Source organism: Paenibacillus polysaccharolyticus (genome assembly GCF_900102085.1).
Classification (GTDB): domain Bacteria; phylum Bacillota; class Bacilli; order Paenibacillales; family Paenibacillaceae; genus Paenibacillus; species Paenibacillus polysaccharolyticus.
Genome location: NZ_FMVM01000001.1, coordinates 128692 through 146285, shown reverse-complemented (window position 1 = coordinate 146285; position 17594 = coordinate 128692). Strand labels below are relative to the sequence as shown.

The window sequence follows — 17594 nt, the reverse complement described above, 5'->3', positions numbered from 1 at the left end:
TTGATGAGACCGCTTTTGACTACAGTCAATCGAGGCTTACGCCACCCTCGCGTATGGGGCATCGCCGTGGTGTGGATGTGCTGCCTTGCGTACGTTTTATTTCAAGGAGGAAAGACCTCACTTATGCTTTTGTCCATGGTGACGCTACTTTGCCTGTATCTTGCGATTGCTGGATTCAGCGGTGTGAAACGGGCTCAGGGCGTACGGAGGCTCTCTTCCGGACAGGATCATGAAGAACTGCTTCATGCCGGTGATCAGGTCCGCGTGAAGCTGAACTTGACCATTCCGGGATTTCTTCCGCTTCCTTATGTGGTCGTGCGTGAGATGTTACATCGACATAATGGAGAATCATGGTCATTTAAGGAAAGCCTGATCCCGAGTATGCGGGGAACGGGTGAACTTTCCTTTCAAACTCCGCCGCTTGAGCGGGGGAAATATGTTTTTTCGGAAACGGAATGTGCTAGCGAGGATATTTTTGGATTGATCGAACATCGTGGAACATTCAAGGCCAGCGGTGAATTTCGTGTTTTACCTCGTACGGTATTTATTCCTTATTGGCAGCTTTATGATCGCAAGTCACGCTTGTCTGGACCACAAACAGCCTTGACACGTTCACGCAGGGAAACAACCCAGATCAACGGTGTGCGTGACTACGTTTATGGGGACCGTCTTTCTCGCATTCACTGGAATGCCACAGCCAAAACAGGCAACTGGAAATCTAAAGAATTTGAACATGAGTCTGTGCCTAAAACCATCCTTGTACTCGATGCGCTCGCCGGAAGTTATCCGCACGGTGAAGCATTCGAACTGGCCGTTTCTACTACAGCTTCTCTGCTAGACTATGGCAGTAGGGAGCGCATGGGTATGGGGTTGTTAACCTTGGCTGATAAGTCATCCTTCATGCCTCCAAGTGAAAGTTTGATTGAACGGCAGAAGATGATGCATCATCTCGTGGATATCCAGGATAACGGCAAAGATGCTACCTTGTTGCCTGGAGTTGAGAAAATAGCGCGTCAGTTCCCACAAGGAGCTTATTTTGTTGTCGTTTCTCCACAAAAAGATGAGAAGATAATTGAGTTACTTCGTTGGGCAGATACACGTGGCATGACTCCATGTCACATTTTGATTGATTCCAATGAATCCCGCCAAAGTAAGGAATGGAACGCCATGTTGCGTGGCAGGGGCACGAGATCATTCACCGTTGCTCATCTGCAGGAGCTTCCAACGGTTATGGGGGGAGGTTCGGTATGAATGCCATAAGAAATGAAAGTTTGGGATTAAAAAGATCCTGGTATCATGCGGCATCTTTGCTCTGGATATTTCTCATTGCACTGCAATGGATATCGTTCACCCAGGAGTCATGGTATACCGAGACGACTTCGCTGGTTCTGTGGACTCTGGCGGCTGTAAGTATTTTGGAGGTCATTCTTCCCTTTAGAATGCTGTATCGAACGATAATCAAGGCTGTTGTTCTCTTATATATTTTGCATAAAACGTTGATTGATTACATGGTTTACATCCCTTATGGAACGCTGACAGAGCGTGTGGAGCAATTTATCTTGCACATGCCTCCGTATGTCTGGTTTTCTTTGTGTGCATGGGTGATGTTGGAGGCTGCACTTCGCCTTGTAAACTCAACCCGCCGTATCCTGGTGTTCCTGGGAGTTAATATCATATCTCTAGGCATCCTGGATTCATTTACTCAAATTCCGCTCTGGGTTGAGATCGCTTGGGTAATGTTCGCAGGTATGGGGTGGCTCGTATGTCAGCACTTCCGTAATTATCAGCTGCAGTACCCGCAGGGCTGGAAACGAATGATTCGGTATCCTTATAAAATACTGGCGAATATTGCTATCATTTTCTCATTAATTATTGTTGCCAGTGTGAACATGCCGGAAATTCCGCCAACCTTGACCGATCCGTACACCGCTTGGCGGAATTACACGGGAACATCCGCAAATCAATCCGGGAATGGAGTACTGGATATTCCTACAGCGACGGAGTCAGGATACAGCCGCGAGGACAGTCAGCTTGGCGGAGGATTTAACTTTGATTACACCCCAGTCATGTCAATCACGACCAGTGACCGAAGCTACTGGCGAGGGGAAACGCGTTCTGAATATACAGGTACGGGCTGGGATGAGCCAGGACGTGCTTCTATGGAGAATGTGTCAGCCAGTCAAACGCTGGAAAATGAAGAGGCTGGTAAAGTAAAAACGAAAAAAGTCACGCAGAAAGTAACGATGTTGAATGACACGGTATATCCCATTTTGTTTGGTGCGTATTCCATATCAAAAGTAAGCTTGGTGAATGGTGAAGAAAGAGCGGATCGTATGCTTTGGAATACAGAGCGGGCGGAGTTGCACGTGGTCACATCGCGTCAGCAACCGCAATATCCCAAAAACTATACGGTTGTATCCGAAGTGCCGATTATCGTGGAAGACGAGCTTCGTACCAAATCAGCAGATGCTCTGTATACCAGCAATCCGGCAGAGGACAAGTATTTACAATTACCTTCCCGATTCCCCGAAAGGGTAAAGGATCTCGCAGCCGAGGTTACTGCGTCTGCAAAAACACCGTATGAAAAAGTAGCATTACTGCAAGACTATTTACAACAAAACTTCAACTACACCAACAATCCGGATCTGTCCCGGAAAGTGAGCAATGATTTTGTTGAAGGTTTCTTGTTTGATATTCGTGAAGGGTATTGTGATTACTTTTCCACCGCGCTTGTGATGATGGCAAGGGCCGAAGGTATCCCAGCCAGATGGGTAAAAGGTTATGCACCTGGACAGATGTCCCTGAACTCGGACATGCAGGCTCCACGTCAGCCGGGTGCGCCCATTGAAACGACCTACACGGTTACGAATGCGGATGCTCATTCGTGGGCAGAGGTATATTTTGGCGAATACGGATGGATTCCGGTTGAAGCAACCCCGGGATTTGATATGCCATTGCTGACCGAATCACCTGAAGTCCAGCCGGCTGATCAGCCAGAAGACCAACCAGAGGAAGAACCGGTTCAAGAAGAAAAACAAGCACCAACGCCTGAGCAGACTACAAACATGATTCCAACCTTTGTGATCTGGATTGCCGCTGCTATTATCGTACTGTGGGTAGCCTATATGTTCTGGCGCAACCGCCTTTCGTTGCGATTCTTGTTACTTCGCCTGCGGACCGGCAGACCGCTGACACCTGAACAGAAGGTGCTGGCTGAAACAGAACGCTGGATTCGTTATGCGAGAAGACGAGGTCTAACGCGCAGTGGTGACGAAACGCTTCGTGAGTCAGTAACTCGCTGGAGTCAGCTTAGACCATCTGCCCAAATGACTTTTGAAGAGTTATTAATGAAGTTTGAACAGACCCGCTACAGTCCGGCAACGGTAACCGCCGATGATTGGAAGGTTGTCTATCAGGCAGCTCTGAAGCTGCGGAAGGAACTGAAAGCGGAACGGGCATAGAACATGCCCGTCCCGTTTTTCCTTTTTTTAACGTGATAAAGGGTGTTTTCATTTTCAGGAAAGACAGATTTGTGATATAGTGTGTCGTATGAAACTGAGGTGACTTCTTTGTTTAAAATGTTAATGCCCAAGCTGCGTGTAGACACAGTTTTTGATATTGATTTGGATGAACTGTACGCTCAAGGGTATCGTGGAATCATAACTGACCTGGATAATACGCTTGTTGGAGCCAAAGCACCTGATGCTACACCAGAATTGATCGAATGGTTCGCGCGTGTAAAAGAGGTGGGATTCAAGCTGATGATTGTGTCCAATAACAATCTGAATCGGGTGTCCCTGTTTGCCACTCCGCTGGATATCCAGTTTGTGCATAGTGCACGCAAACCATCGAATGTACCGTTTCGTAAAGCAATGAAGATGATGGAGCTTGCTCCCGAAAAAACGATTGTTGTAGGGGATCAGATGCTTACCGACGTTTATGGAGGCAACAGACTTGGACTCTATACGGTTCTGGTGCTGCCCATTTCCATCGGAGATGAGGGCTTTATGACTCGCTTTAATCGGAGAGTAGAACGGATTGCCCTGTCGAATTTGCGTAAGAAAGGCTTATGGCTTGAGGAGGAAAAGAAGAAATGACAGAACCGCATAACGGCAATGTTGCCGTAAGATGCAGTGGATGCGGCGTGAATTTACAAACGGAAAATCCGGATTTGCCCGGATATCTTCCAGAAAAAGCACTTGATCGTGAACCGGTCATCTGCCAGCGCTGTTTCCGTATCAAAAATTATAATGAGTCATCATCTGTAACGGTGGATCAGGACGAGTTCCTGGCTCTGCTCAGCAAAATCGGGGATAAGGATGCACTCGTCATTCATATCGTTGATTTGTTTGATTTTGACGGCAGTATTATCTCTGGCTTGCAACGCTTTGTTGGAAACAATCCGGTACTGCTTGCCGTGAACAAAACGGACTTGTTGCCTAAAGTTACCAACTGGAACAAAGTTCGGAACTGGGTGCAAAAGCAAGCCAAAGAACAAGGCCTGCGGACAGTAGATGTTGTGCTCTGCAGTGCGAAGCAAAACCAAGGCTTTGACCGTCTGCTTGAGCTTGTTGGCACGTATCGTGGAGATCGGGATGTGTACGTTGTCGGTGGAACCAATGTCGGTAAATCGACACTGATTAACCGTTTGATCCGAGACTACAGCGATCTGGAACAGGAACTGACGACCTCGCGTTATCCGGGAACGACACTGGATATGGTGAACATTCCGCTAGACGATGGAAAATATATTATTGATACGCCGGGAATTGTGTATCCTTGGCGCTTCAGTGAAATTGTATCCCGTAAGGATCTGGCTGCAATTATGCCTGAGAAACCGCTTAAACCTGCGGTATATCAATTGAATTCCGGTCAGACACTGTTCTTCGGTGGGATGGCCCGGTTTGATTTTATTGAAGGGGATCGCCAATCGTTCACTTGTTTTATCAGCACTGCGCTGGATATTCATCGGACAAAATTGGAACGGGCAGATGATCTGTACCGTGATCACCTCGGAGAATTGCTTTCTCCGCCAACCCGTGAGAATGCCGCTGAGATGCCGGAATGGACGAGACATGAATTCCGGATTAAACGTGGCAGTCAGTCGGACATATTCATCTCTGGTCTGGGCTGGATCAAGGTTAACGGAGATAAGGGTGCTTTAGTGGCTGTCCATGTTCCAAAAGGCATTCGGGTGCAGATTCGTCCTTCCCTGATCTAGTTTGGATGGCGGGACCTAATTCCAACAACGGATCAGATCGGAGGCGTATCGATGTCAGCAGAAAATAAGTTCAATTCTTCACTTCCCGTACTGCTGGGTGTAATGGGTGACCCGATTGCTCATTCCAAATCTCCGGCCATGCATAATGCTGCATTGCAAGCAGCAGGTGTGCACGGAATGTACATGCCGCTGCATGTGCAGCCTGATCAACTCGAAGCTGCTATTCGTGGCATTGTTGCCTTGGGTTATCGTGGTGTTAATGTCACGATTCCGCATAAGGAGCAGGTGATGCAATACCTCGATGTGATCGATGACAGTGCTCGCTTAATTGGAGCAGTCAATACGATCGTGAACGAAAATGGCAAGCTGACAGGGTACAATACCGACGGAATCGGATATGTGCGCTCGTTGAAAGAAGAGGCTGTTCCTCAGCTTGAAGGGAAACGAATTGCTGTTCTTGGCGCAGGCGGCGCGGCAAGAGGTGTTATCTATGCGCTTGCTCTGGAAAAGCCTGAACAGATCAGCATCCTGAACCGCACAGCTGACAGAGCACTTACTCTTGCTTCGGATCTGCGAAGCCATGGTCTGGGAGACATCTCCGGTAACGGGATGCAGGATGCTCAAGCTGTACTTGCCACGGCAGATATCGTTATTAATACAACAGCAGCGGGCATGCATCCACATGTGGATGATGTTCCAGTTGATCCTGCATGGATTCGCGAAGGGGCAGCTGTTAGCGATCTGATATACAACCCGCTCGAAACCCGTCTGCTCCGTGAGTCCCGTTTGCGTGGATGCACCGTGCATGGCGGACTCGGAATGTTTGTTTATCAAGGGGCCGTTGCATTTGAACACTGGCTTGGCATTCCCGCCCCTGTTGACACGATGAGACGAGCAGTAATGGATAGTTTTGAAAAATAATAATTGAACGGCCAGGCTCTGAATCAGTCTAGGGCTACATGCAGGGCCTGCTCAACATAAGGAGTATGAAGTATTCATGTTAACTGGTAAACAAAAGCGCTTTTTGCGGTCACAAGCACATCATCTGACCCCTGTGTTTCAGATTGGTAAAGGGGGCACGAATGAGCATTTGTTCCGTCACATCGAAGAGGCCATTGAGAAGCGCGAACTGATGAAAGTTCAAGTGCTCAACAATAACCTTGATGATAAAAATGAAATTGCTGCAGAGGTAGCTCGTGAAACAGGCAGTGAGCTCGTACAAGTGATTGGGAGCACCATTATCCTCTACAAAGAATCACGTGACAATAAACAAATCGAACTTCCAAGATAAGGAGCGTGGCGCGGGTGAAGATCGGCATCATGGGCGGTACGTTTGATCCGATCCACATGGGGCATCTGCTGGCAGCAGAAGCGGCAAGGGATTCGCATGCTCTGGATGAAATCTGGTTTATGCCGTCTCATGTCCCGCCTCACAAACCCAGTGCAGGTGCGACGGGGCAACAGCGCCTGGAAATGACTGAGTTGGCTGTGAAGCAAGCTACTCAGTATGAGGTACTAGGTATCGAAATGGAGCTTGGCGGCGTATCTTATACGATTGACACCATGCGTGAATTGTGGCGCCGTTTCCCTGAGCATGAGTTTTATTTTATCATTGGGGCGGATATGGTGAATTACCTTCCCAAATGGGAAGAGATTGAAGAATTGGCGTCCAAAATGACCTTCATCGGTGTTGGACGTCCGGGCTTCCAGCTACATCTGGATGATTTACCGGATGCATTGCAGGGACGGGTTCTGCTGGCCGAGATGCCTCTTGTTGATATTTCATCTACGGCGATACGCAGACGACTGGCGAAGGGGCATTCGGTGCGGTTTATGATCCCCGATGCAGTTCATCAATACATTGTAAGGAGCGGTTTATATGGCACTAAGCCGTGAGGGGTTAATCGAGGCTGTCTCTGCACAGATGCCGGCCAAGCGCTGGAAACATACGCAGGGTGTCATGGAATCAGCCGTTGTCTTGGCTGAAAAGTATGGTGCTGATCCGGTAAAAGCGGATATAGCGGCGATTTTACATGACGTGGCCAAATATTGGCCAGTAGCCGAGATGGAAGCCGTTATTCGTGATAACGGATTAAATATTGAACTTTTACATCATGATAAGCAGCTTTGGCATTCGGAAGTGGGTGCCTTTGTAGCTGAACGGGATTATGGTGTGTCCGATTCAGAGATTATTAACGCCATTCGGTGGCATACTTCTGGTAGGGTAGGGATGAGCCTGCTGGACAAAGTGGTATGCCTTGCCGATTATATTGAGCCGGGACGTGATTTCCCGGGTGTAGAGTACATTCGTGAGCAGGCTCAACGCAGTCTGGAGGAAGGTTTGATTGCCGGTTTTGATTCGACGATCAGCCTATTGCTCTCCCAGCGCCGTGTTATCTACCCGCTTACGGTGCTCTCACGTAATGACTTGATTGTACAATTATAGATTATGGAGGTTGGTTCATGACAGTATCATCGAAAGAACTTATGAACATGGTGGTTACCGCCGCTGACGATAAAAAGGCATCAAACATTGTAGCACTTGACCTGAACAATATTTCACTGGTTGCCGATTATTTTGTGATCTGCCACGGTAACTCCGATACACAGGTACAGGCGATTGCTACAGAGATTCGTAAACAGGCTCACGCAGCTGGTGCGACAATTAAAGGCATTGAAGGCATGGACTCTGCACGCTGGGTGCTGATGGATCTTGGCGATGTCGTGGTTCACGTATTCCACCGCGATGAGCGTGAATATTACAATATCGAGCGTCTCTGGTCTGATGCCAAAGTGGTGGAAACGGTATGAGTTTGATTGCAGGAACAGTCGTCTCGCTACCGGTTTCACGTGAAGTGTCTCCATTTGGCTATTTTTTGACGACAGGATCGGAAGATGTATTGCTTCACTACACCGAGCTGACTCGGGATATCAAGATTGGTGAAACGCTGGAGGTTTTTGTATTCTTTGATACAGAAGACCGCCTTGCTGTTACGATGAAAAAACCTTACCTCACGCTGGGTGAGATGGCTAAACTGGTCGTAGCTGATGTGCATCCGCGCCTTGGCTGCTTCCTGGAAATGGGTCTTGGTCGCCAGTTGTTGCTTCCCATCCGTGAGTTGCCTGAACTTGAAGAACTGCGTCCCCAAGTTGGGGATGAGGTGTTCGTGATCATGGAGCATGACAAGCAAGGACGTCTGCGTGCCAAATTGGCCGGAGAACGTGAACTTGCTCCGCTTGCCTTCCACGCGCCAACTACATGGTTGAATGAGTGGGTGGAAGCTCTGGTGTACAAGCCGCTTCAGATGGGTACATTTGTACTTGTTGATGGTGGTGTGCTTGGTTTTGGAGCGATTGGCATGATCCATTCTTCGGAGCGCAGTCATATGCTTCGTTTGGGTGAAAAGGTGAAATGTCGGGTTACGCTGGTGCGTGAAGACGGTCGTGTAAATTTGGCGATGACACAACGCAAAGAAGTTGGGCGTAACGAAGACGCAGACAAGCTGCTTGCTTTTATGAAAGAGCGCCCTATGGGCGGCATGCCGTATTCCGATGCGACACCGCCAGATATTATCAAGCAACGTTTTGGGATTAGTAAATCCGCGTTCAAACGTGCTCTCGGTAAGCTGATGAAAGATGGATTGGTGGTACAAAAGGAAAACTGGACGTACTTGTCTGATTCTGCGCCAAAATCACAGCAGGAAGAGAAGTAGACACAGGCCAGGCATAGCCGAATACAGCATGGATGTTTCGAGTTAGAGCATTCATTTTGGTTGAAATGTTGCATGTATCATGGAGCCGATGCTTTATGCATCGGTTTAAGTAAAGCAGGGCCAGACTGGGTAAACACCGGAAGCCCTGCTTTTTAGTTTGAATTTTTGATCCAATCCGATGAGGAAAATGAAATTGAAAGTGCGGTGCCGACATGTCTTACCGGAAATTTGCCTACGTTTACGATGAATTAATGGAAGATATGCCTTATCCGGACTGGATAAGGTTTGCAAGAACAGCTTGGGAACAACATGGCATGCCCAAAAGTGTGGCTGAGCTTGGCTGCGGAACGGGATCCATTACGATCCCACTGGTGAACTCTGGCTTTGAAGTGACGGGTATTGATCTCTCCGCAGATATGTTATCTGTTGCGCGTAGCAAAATGGAAGCGACACCTCAGGGACACCGTCTTTACAGGGAAGGCAGTGTACGCTGGGTACAGCAGGATATGCGGGAATGGAGGGTGCCTGAACCTGTAGACTCGGTCATTTCGTTCTGCGATTGCGTGAATTATTTGCTGGAATCCGAAGATGTCATTCGAACATTCGAGCGGACGTATGAAATGCTGAAGCCGGGAGGTACATTCTTGTTTGATGTACACCATCCAAATACCTTGATTCGGTATGATGAGGAACAGCCGTTTGTGTTAGACGAACGCTCGGTCTCATATATCTGGACGTGTGATTTTGATCAGGAGCGGTGTGAGATTGAGCATCATCTGAGCATTTTTTCTAGATTGGATGAGGGCAATAGGGATACGTATCAGCGATTTGAAGAAATTCACATGCAACGGGCTTATGATCCGGATTGGATGAAGCTTGAATTAAGCAAAGCGGGCTTCCGGGATGTGAAGGTGTATGCAGACTTTGAGTGGAAAGAAGCTGGAGATCACGCACAGCGTCTGTTCTACGTGGCTGTAAAATGATTGTTTAAAGAGAAAATTATATTGAGCGACGCTAAACTAATTTATATGAATATGAAACTGTCCTTGTGCAACGTGTAAGTATGTTGCTCGAGGCAGTTTTTTTGAACATATATGATAAAAAGTATTGCCGCTTGAAGCAAAGAGAGACATAATGAATGAAAACAGAAAGCGTTTTCTTAACGTGCAAACTATATTCCAATCACAGGGGGAGTCGTAGAGATGGAAAGTACATATAAAACGAGATTGTCCAAAGAACAGCTGGATCAGATCATTAAGCATCACCTTGCTGTAACGATTCAAGATTACGAGGAAATGATCGATGGCTGGGCAAACCATGCTTATAAAATTTTGCTTGACGATGGACGAAAAGTTGTTCTTAAAATCGCACCTGCGGCTACGACCAATCTGATGCGTTGTGAACAGGACCTGATGACGGCTGAAGTGGAAGCACTCCAGCTTGTTGCGGAGCTTAAAAATGTTCCTGTGCCTCTGGTACTCGCATATGATGCTTCACTACTCATGGCTCCCGCGCAGTATTTCATTATGGAGTTTATGCCCGGGGTTCCATACAACCAGGTGAAAGCACAGTTAACTGCCGAAGATCAGGAAGCGGTTGAACAGCAGTTAGGCTGGTACAACCAGCGAATTAACGAGATTAAGGGAGAGCGGTTTGGTTATTTTTCCGGAAAGGACAGACAACGTGCGACGTGGAGAGAAGCTTTCTTGATGCTCATGCATGATATGCTTGCAGATGGTGAAGATTCAGGAGTTGATATCGGCATCGATTACAATGAGCTGAGACGGTTGATTGATGAGAAATCAGATGCACTGGATGAAGTGACAGAACCTTCCCTGATTAGCTGGGATCTGTGGGATGGCAATGTGCTGGTCCAGGATAAGCAAATTACGACCATTATTGATTTTGAACGCTCATTATGGGGCGATCCGCTCATGGAGCATTATTTCAGTCATTTTAACTATACTCCGGGTTTTCTCAAAGGATATGGACGTGAGGTTGAGACAGAGAACGAGCGGAAGCGCAGAAGTTTATATGATTTGTATTTTGATCTTGCGCTCCGAATTGAATGTGATTACCGTAAGTATGATAACAAGGAGCATATTGAATCTACGATCCGTAATATGCAGGAAGGCATTGAACGGTTTAGAAAAATGTGAGAATGCCAGTTGACATGTGAAGGGCAATAAAGTCTGACTTGTGAGAAAGAGATTGTGACATGTCATATTGACTTTGAGCTTGCATTTTTATATAATGCTTCCTATATTGTATACATATTTCGATGATAAGGATCAGTAGTGGGTGCTGTACATGACAGAGAGTCGGCGGTTGGTGCAAGCCGATTGACAGTATTTTGCGAACTCGCCTTGGAGAAATGCGGTGATTACAAAGTTCTATGCCTTGGGTGCAGGACTGGAAATCCGCATCGGTTAACCGCCGTTACAGGTCTAAAGGGAGTGGATGACGAAGCACGTTCGTCCGCTAACTAGGGTGGTACCACGGGAATTCAACCTCTCGTCCCTAGCGCTGCAAACGCTACGGGATGCTGAGGTTTTTTTTGTTGTTATAAAGCGCGTATAACCTGAAGGAGGAATTATAGATGAGTGAGAATCATCAGCCGAAGCACGGCTATCAGCCGCAAGTGATGGAGAAAAGTTGGCAGCAATATTGGGATGACAACAAAACGTTTAAAACAGGTGAGGACCCGTCCAAACCGAAGTTTTATGCACTGGATATGTTCCCATATCCGTCCGGTTCAGGACTGCACGTAGGTCACCCGGAAGGATATACTGCAACGGATATCGTATCCCGTTACAAACGGATGCGTGGATACAATGTGTTGCACCCAATGGGCTGGGACGCTTTTGGTCTGCCAGCAGAGCAGCACGCACTGGATACGGGGGAGCACCCGCGTCATATCACATTCCGCAACATTGACAATTTCCGTCGTCAGATCAAATCTCTCGGGTTCTCATATGACTGGGATCGTGAGATCAGTACAACAGACCCTGAGTATTACAAATGGACACAGTGGATCTTTATTCAGCTGTACAATAAAGGGTTGGCCTATGTCGATGAAGTGCCGGTGAACTGGTGTGAAGCATTGGGCACGGTTCTGGCGAACGAAGAGGTTATTGACGGTAAGAGTGAACGTGGCGGACACCCGGTTGTACGTAAACCGATGCGTCAATGGGTACTGAAAATTACGGAATACGCAGAGCGTTTGCTGGAAGATCTGGAAGAGCTGGACTGGTCGGAAAGCATCAAGGATATGCAGCGTAACTGGATCGGCAAATCGACCGGGGCTGAAGTGGTTTTTGCCATCGAAGGCCGTGAAGAAGTAATCAAAGTATTCACAACCCGTGCAGATACATTGTTCGGTGCAAGCTTTGCCGTTCTGGCTCCAGAGCACGAATTGGTTGACGCGATTACATCCGAAGAACAGCGTGAGGCAGTGAAAGCTTATCAGGAGCAAGCTGCGCGTAAGAGTGATCTGGAACGTACGGACTTGGCAAAAGACAAAACAGGTGTGTTCACTGGTGCATACGCGATTAATCCGGTTAACGGAGCGAAGCTGCCGATCTGGATTGCTGACTATGTACTTGCTGGCTATGGTACAGGAGCTGTTATGGCTGTTCCAGGCCACGATGCACGTGACTGGGAATTCGCGAAGCAGTTTGACCTGAATATCATTGAAGTCATTGCCGGCGGAGATGTTACAAAAGAGGCGTATACAGGTGACGGCGCACATGTGAACTCCGATTTCCTGAACGGTTTGAACAATGAAGAAGCTGCGGCGAAAATGATCGCTTGGCTCGAAGAGAACGGCAAAGGTCAAGGAAAAACAACGTACCGTCTGCGCGACTGGCTGTTCAGCCGTCAACGTTATTGGGGAGAGCCGATTCCGATTCTGCATCTGGAGGACGGGACGATGAAGACTGTGCCAGAAGATCAATTGCCACTGTTGCTGCCTGACATTGACCAGATCAAACCTTCAGGTACAGGGGAATCCCCGCTGGCAAACGTGACCGATTGGGTAAATACGGTTGATCCGGAAACGGGTATGAAAGCTCGCCGTGAAACTAACACGATGCCACAATGGGCGGGAAGCTGCTGGTATTACCTGCGGTTTATCGATCCGCACAATGACAAGGAACTGATCTCACAGGAGAAACAACAGCAATGGTTGCCAGTTGACCTGTACATCGGTGGGGCAGAACATGCTGTACTACACTTGTTGTATGCTCGTTTCTGGCACAAAGTGCTGTATGATCTGGGTGTCGTACACACGAAAGAGCCGTTCCATAAGCTGGTTAACCAAGGTATGATTCTGGGAACCAACAATGAGAAAATGAGTAAATCTCGCGGTAATGTCATTAACCCGGATGAGATTGTTAACGAATTCGGTGCAGATACACTGCGTCTCTATGAGATGTTTATGGGTCCTCTGGAAGCGACTAAACCGTGGAACGCAAACGGGGTAGAGGGAATGTATCGTTTCCTGTCACGCGTATGGCGTCTGTTCATAAACGAAGATACTGGTGCGATTAATGAGAAAATTACAGCTGACGGTGGAACCGACGAGTTCAAACGCACAGCACACAAAACGATTAAAAAAGTGACGGAAGATCTGGAACATCTGCGCTTCAACACGGCGATCAGCCAATTGATGATCTTCATCAACGACGCGTACAAAGCAGAGACGCTGCCTCGCGAAGCGATGGAGAACTTCGTTCAATTGCTGTCACCTCTGGCGCCGCATATGGCAGAGGAACTGTGGAATCGTCTTGGACACGAGGGTGGAATCTCTTACGTGGCTTGGCCTGCATACGATGAGTCTATGACTGTGGATGCAGAAGTGGAAATCGTAGTTCAAGTGAACGGCAAAATTGTAACTCGTGCGACGATCGCGAAGGATCTGGATGCACAGGGAATGCAGGACTACACGATGGAACTTGCACCTGTGAAACAGGCGCTGGAAGGCAAGACTATTCGCAAAGTCATTGCCGTTCCAGGCAAACTGGTTAATATTGTTGCCGGTTAATCTCGCTGGCACGGAATACCTCATCCAGTTTGACTAAATCTTCATCGTATTTTTCATGTGTTGTATGGATCAGACTATCAAAAACACCATCGAGGTTGTTTCTCAGCAGCGCAAGTGCCTGAGCGGTTATTCCGCCAGGTACGGCGACACGGGCTTGAAGTTCTTGTGGGGTATAACCTCCCTCGGTGAGCAGTTTGCCTGTACCTAGAAGCATCTCACCGGCAAGGGCGCAGGCATCGGCACGTTTGATACCTGTCAAGCGCACAGCACTTTCAATCCATTGCTCCAAAAAGAAGGATATGAATGCAGGGCCACAGCTGGAGAAGTCAGATGTGATTCGAGTGCAGGCTTCATCCACTTGATAAGGTTTGCCGATATGACTCATTAGGCCTTCGAGCAGTGAGCGATCTTCTGCCGTCATACGTTCACCATGGATGAATAGGCTTGCTCCGCTGCCGACCTGATGTGTAACACTGGGGATAACCTTGGAGACTTTGCAAGGAAGCGAAGATTCCAGATGGCGCAGCTGCACGGGGCTGGTGATCGAGACAATTATGTGATTGGAATTCACAACAGGCAGGATATCATCAATGACATGTCTGAATTCCAGCGGTTTCACGCACAGGAAGATGATGTTGCTGCGAATGACTGTTTCCCGATTGCTCTGTGATTCATGCAGCCCTGGATAACGGAGGGAAAGCTGACTTACTTTGGATGGAGTTCGATTGCTTGCTGCAATCTGACGGGGTTCGAGTGCACCGGATTGGATCAGGGCATAGATCAACAGACTGCCCATGCTGCCGGTTCCGATAAATCCAACCTTCATTGGTTTAGGCCTCCTTTCATGCTTTACGGTAATGGCGCAGTTTCTTCCCTCTATTGTATGCATCAGGGTCTGGTCCACATGACATGAAAATATGTATTTTAGATAAGTGAAAGTATGAAACGGTTCGGAAGCACCGCCCGTGTTCGAAATGATCTCTATTTTGAATATGAGGGAGTGTGCGGAAGATGAGATGGAACAAAGCGTTGTCCATTGCTGCAGCAGTGGTTGGATGTGTACTAATATTATGGTCGGGCAAAAGTGAACAGCCACCTAGCGGCTGGGAACCGATGCAGCTCGGCTCCAATCAGCCGACAAGTGAGCAGAATTCTTCTGCGATACAGTCGGCTGCTTTGGTTCCCGAGAATGTAGCTGATGCTGCGCCTAAAGATGGGGTGAGCGGTAGGCAATTGGACGACGCAGCTCCAGCACAGGAGTCGAAGGTTCGGGAGCCTAATGTTGCTCCTGCTGTGTCAGGCAATTCACCAGCTCAACCACAGGCCCAGGTGAATGAAAGCCGTTCATCTGTATCTGAAGCAGAAGCAACATCTCAACCAGCTGACGAAACAACCAGTGAGACGGCAGATCACGGCAAGATCGATGTGAATACGGCACCTATCAACAAACTCACGGAGCTTCCGGGGATTGGACAGAAGAAAGCTCAGGCCATTGTAGAATATCGCAATGCGCATGGTCCTTTTGCCAAAGTTAGCGATCTTACCAAGGTGAAGGGCATAGGCATGAAGATGCTGGAGAAGATGGCTCCCTATGTACAGATTCGTTAAAAGTTCAGCATAATAGTAATAGGTTCAAGGCGAGAGGAGAAAACGGCATGAGTGCAACAGAGCTTCGCAAGGACTGGGATACGTATTTTATGGACATTGCTTATATGGTATCGACACGTTCCCGTTGTCCGCGCCGGCACGTAGGAGCTGTGCTGGTTCAAGGGAAAAAGTTGCTGGGTACTGCCTATAACGGAGCACCGATGGGAGTGGCGGATTGCTCTGAGGCAGGCTGCATGATATCGGAAGAATATGAACTTGTAGTCACGGACGGGCAGGAAGAAATGGTTAAAAAGCAACGCTGTATTCGTACCATCCATGCGGAGCAGAATTTGCTTTTATTCACGGATCGGATTGACCGCGAAGGTTCCTCTGTATATGTAACCGATGAGCCTTGCTGGACATGTGCCAACATGCTGGCGAACAGTGGTGTTACGGAGATTGTATTTCATCGCTCATATCCCAAAGATACGAGTAAAGTGAAAAATATGATGCATCAGAAAGGCATTTCGTTCCGTAGACTGGAGAATTATCAGCCTCCACGGGAGACGATGATGACCGTAAGCAATTAGCAAGAACTTATATAGAACAGGTTAAATGATTCAGATCATGTCAGAACAGATGACACCTGGGATATCTTTTATTTTCAATATTAATTAGTTTCATCCGTATGGGGAAGAACCTCCGGCTAGCCTGAATGGGCTTCGGGGGTTTTTTGTGTATTTATTGCCTTGGAGATGAGCAGAAGGGAGAGGGACAGAATGAAAGGCAGACCATTGCTTCGCTTTACGATCTTTTGGTTGTGCGGTAGTGGCATGGCGTGTTTATTAACGGGGGGATGGACTTTATTTTGGGGAGTAGTCGGGGCGATGGCATGTCTTCCACTCTTACTTCGTTTCATGAATATTCGTGGGTGGTCGATTCTTCTTTTAGTTATTGCTTTTGCAGGTGGTTTAATACAGTGGGAGTGGAATGATTTTCGTAATTATAGTACATTGCCAGCATATTTACATCGATCTACTGACGTAATTGATGGGTTAGATGTTCAAGTTGAAGGGGAACTTGTATCGGGTGTGCAGGTTGATGGGGATCGGGCAGGTTTTGAGATGCAGATTTCTTCTCTTAGGCTGTATGAAGAGACAGATAAGGAAGTCAAGAATCAAGATTCTTCGCCAGATCCTTCCTTGCAATCACTAAAGTCACAAGCGACTTCGGACAAAATGAATGAAAGAGTCATTGTACAAGTCCGATTAATGGAAGAGCAGGAACAGCATACAGCAGCATCTTGGAAGCGAGGGGATAAGCTGAAACTGTCAGGCTCGATAGTTCTTCCTGGTGAAGCCAGAAATTTTGGAGGATTTGACTATCGTAGCTATCTAAGGACGCAGTATATCCATTGGATGGTCAAAGTGAAGGGGGCCAGTTCGGTTCATGCTTCGTCTCCTGAAGGGCTGGGGAAAATAAACATCTTACGGTGGACAGATTCGGCAAGACTACTGCTCGGTTCGGCGGTAGATCGGTTGTTTCCTGAACCGCATGCCGGTTACATGAAAGGTCTGATCATCGGAATGGCGAAGGATATTGATCCAGGTACGTACGGTCAATTCTCACAGCTCGGATTAACTCATATCCTCGCCATCTCGGGTACACATGTTGCAGTGTATGTGGCTTCATTGCTCATGCTGTTATCATGGCTGAGATTAACAAGAGAGACAGCTCTAACGATTGTGCTGGTTCTCGTCCCAGCATATGTACTGCTCTCGGGCGGTTCTCCATCGGTCATTCGGGCAGGTATGATGTCTATGTGTAGGTCACCACACGAAATGATAATAGCTCCACAGTAAATGATAAAATAAACATCGCAAAGCCTTGTAAATCAAGGGCGATTCCCACATGACATGATAAAACGTTTATTCGCGAACTAGTGTTCCTGTTTCTGAGAAGTCATTATCACCATTCATTTTGATAAACGCCGAATTTTGGCGTTTTTGCTACTTATCATTACCATGAT

17 protein-coding genes and 1 other annotated feature are annotated in these 17594 nt (G+C 47.6%); of the genes, 16 read left to right on the top strand and 1 reads right to left on the bottom strand.

The genetic code is table 11. From position 1 onward, the window contains the following. Positions 1-3 precede the first annotated feature (3 nt). From BLQ13_RS00650 to leuS, 13 genes are all read left to right on the top strand, one after another. Complete coding sequence (locus tag BLQ13_RS00650) at positions 4-1251, top strand: DUF58 domain-containing protein (protein WP_090914946.1); 1248 nt, start codon at positions 4-6, stop codon at positions 1249-1251. After that, entirely contained in the window at positions 1248-3461 is a 2214-nt protein-coding gene (locus BLQ13_RS00645) for a DUF4129 domain-containing transglutaminase family protein (RefSeq protein WP_090914944.1), read from the top strand. The genes BLQ13_RS00650 and BLQ13_RS00645 overlap by 4 nt, the downstream gene beginning before the upstream one ends. Positions 3462-3569: 108 nt before the next feature. After that, positions 3570-4097, top strand: coding sequence for a YqeG family HAD IIIA-type phosphatase (locus BLQ13_RS00640; RefSeq protein ID WP_090914942.1), 528 nt, complete (start codon positions 3570-3572; stop codon positions 4095-4097). After that, the gene (yqeH, locus tag BLQ13_RS00635; RefSeq protein WP_090914940.1) at positions 4094-5221 is read left to right on the top strand and encodes a ribosome biogenesis GTPase YqeH; all 1128 of its coding nucleotides are present in this window, start codon (positions 4094-4096) and stop codon (positions 5219-5221) included. Before BLQ13_RS00640 ends, yqeH begins: the two co-directional genes overlap by 4 nt. A 51-nt stretch (positions 5222-5272) precedes the next feature. After that, positions 5273-6142 (top strand): shikimate dehydrogenase, encoded by an 870-nt coding sequence (gene aroE / locus BLQ13_RS00630; protein ID WP_090914938.1) that lies wholly within the window; start codon positions 5273-5275, stop codon positions 6140-6142. Positions 6143-6218: 76 nt separating this feature from the next. Continuing rightward, positions 6219-6512, top strand: coding sequence for a ribosome assembly RNA-binding protein YhbY (gene yhbY / locus BLQ13_RS00625; RefSeq protein WP_090914936.1), 294 nt, complete (start codon positions 6219-6221; stop codon positions 6510-6512). 14 nt (positions 6513-6526) lie between these two features. Further along, complete coding sequence (locus BLQ13_RS00620) at positions 6527-7117, top strand: nicotinate-nucleotide adenylyltransferase (protein WP_090914933.1); 591 nt, start codon at positions 6527-6529, stop codon at positions 7115-7117. Then, positions 7101-7667 carry a bis(5'-nucleosyl)-tetraphosphatase (symmetrical) YqeK gene (gene yqeK / locus BLQ13_RS00615; RefSeq protein ID WP_090914930.1) on the top strand — a complete coding sequence of 189 codons (567 nt, stop codon included), beginning with the start codon at positions 7101-7103 and terminating at the stop codon, positions 7665-7667. Before BLQ13_RS00620 ends, yqeK begins: the two co-directional genes overlap by 17 nt. Before the next feature lie 17 nt (positions 7668-7684). Continuing rightward, positions 7685-8032, top strand: coding sequence for a ribosome silencing factor (rsfS, locus tag BLQ13_RS00610; RefSeq protein WP_090914928.1), 348 nt, complete (start codon positions 7685-7687; stop codon positions 8030-8032). Then, on the top strand, positions 8029-8934 hold the full coding sequence (locus BLQ13_RS00605) for a CvfB family protein (RefSeq protein WP_090914926.1): 906 nt from the start codon (positions 8029-8031) through the stop codon (positions 8932-8934). Before rsfS ends, BLQ13_RS00605 begins: the two co-directional genes overlap by 4 nt. A 212-nt stretch (positions 8935-9146) precedes the next feature. After that, positions 9147-9917 carry a class I SAM-dependent DNA methyltransferase gene (locus BLQ13_RS00600; protein ID WP_090914924.1) on the top strand — a complete coding sequence of 257 codons (771 nt, stop codon included), beginning with the start codon at positions 9147-9149 and terminating at the stop codon, positions 9915-9917. Between the two features lie 219 nt (positions 9918-10136). Further along, positions 10137-11093 carry a phosphotransferase family protein gene (locus tag BLQ13_RS00595; RefSeq protein WP_090914922.1) on the top strand — a complete coding sequence of 319 codons (957 nt, stop codon included), beginning with the start codon at positions 10137-10139 and terminating at the stop codon, positions 11091-11093. A 113-nt stretch (positions 11094-11206) separates the two neighbouring features. Beyond that, positions 11207-11459, top strand: a binding site (T-box leader). A 74-nt stretch (positions 11460-11533) separates the two neighbouring features. Then, positions 11534-13978, top strand: coding sequence for a leucine--tRNA ligase (gene leuS / locus BLQ13_RS00590; RefSeq protein WP_090914920.1), 2445 nt, complete (start codon positions 11534-11536; stop codon positions 13976-13978). Here leuS and comER read toward each other — a convergent pair. Then, the gene (comER, locus tag BLQ13_RS00585) at positions 13959-14804 is read right to left on the bottom strand and encodes a late competence protein ComER (protein WP_090914917.1); all 846 of its coding nucleotides are present in this window, start codon (positions 14802-14804) and stop codon (positions 13959-13961) included. The two genes, leuS and comER, sit on opposite strands and share 20 nt — an antisense overlap. 185 nt (positions 14805-14989) lie before the next feature. On the opposite strand from comER, the gene BLQ13_RS00580 reads away from it, so the two are divergent. From BLQ13_RS00580 to BLQ13_RS00570, 3 genes are all read left to right on the top strand, one after another. Continuing rightward, positions 14990-15586 (top strand): ComEA family DNA-binding protein, encoded by a 597-nt coding sequence (locus BLQ13_RS00580; RefSeq protein ID WP_090914915.1) that lies wholly within the window; start codon positions 14990-14992, stop codon positions 15584-15586. 47 nt (positions 15587-15633) lie between these two features. After that, complete coding sequence (locus BLQ13_RS00575) at positions 15634-16155, top strand: deoxycytidylate deaminase (protein ID WP_090914912.1); 522 nt, start codon at positions 15634-15636, stop codon at positions 16153-16155. Positions 16156-16344: 189 nt separating this feature from the next. Continuing rightward, positions 16345-17427: a ComEC/Rec2 family competence protein gene (locus BLQ13_RS00570; protein ID WP_167375602.1), complete on the top strand. Its 1083-nt coding sequence runs from the start codon at positions 16345-16347 to the stop codon at positions 17425-17427. The last annotated feature ends 167 nt before the right edge of the window (positions 17428-17594 follow it).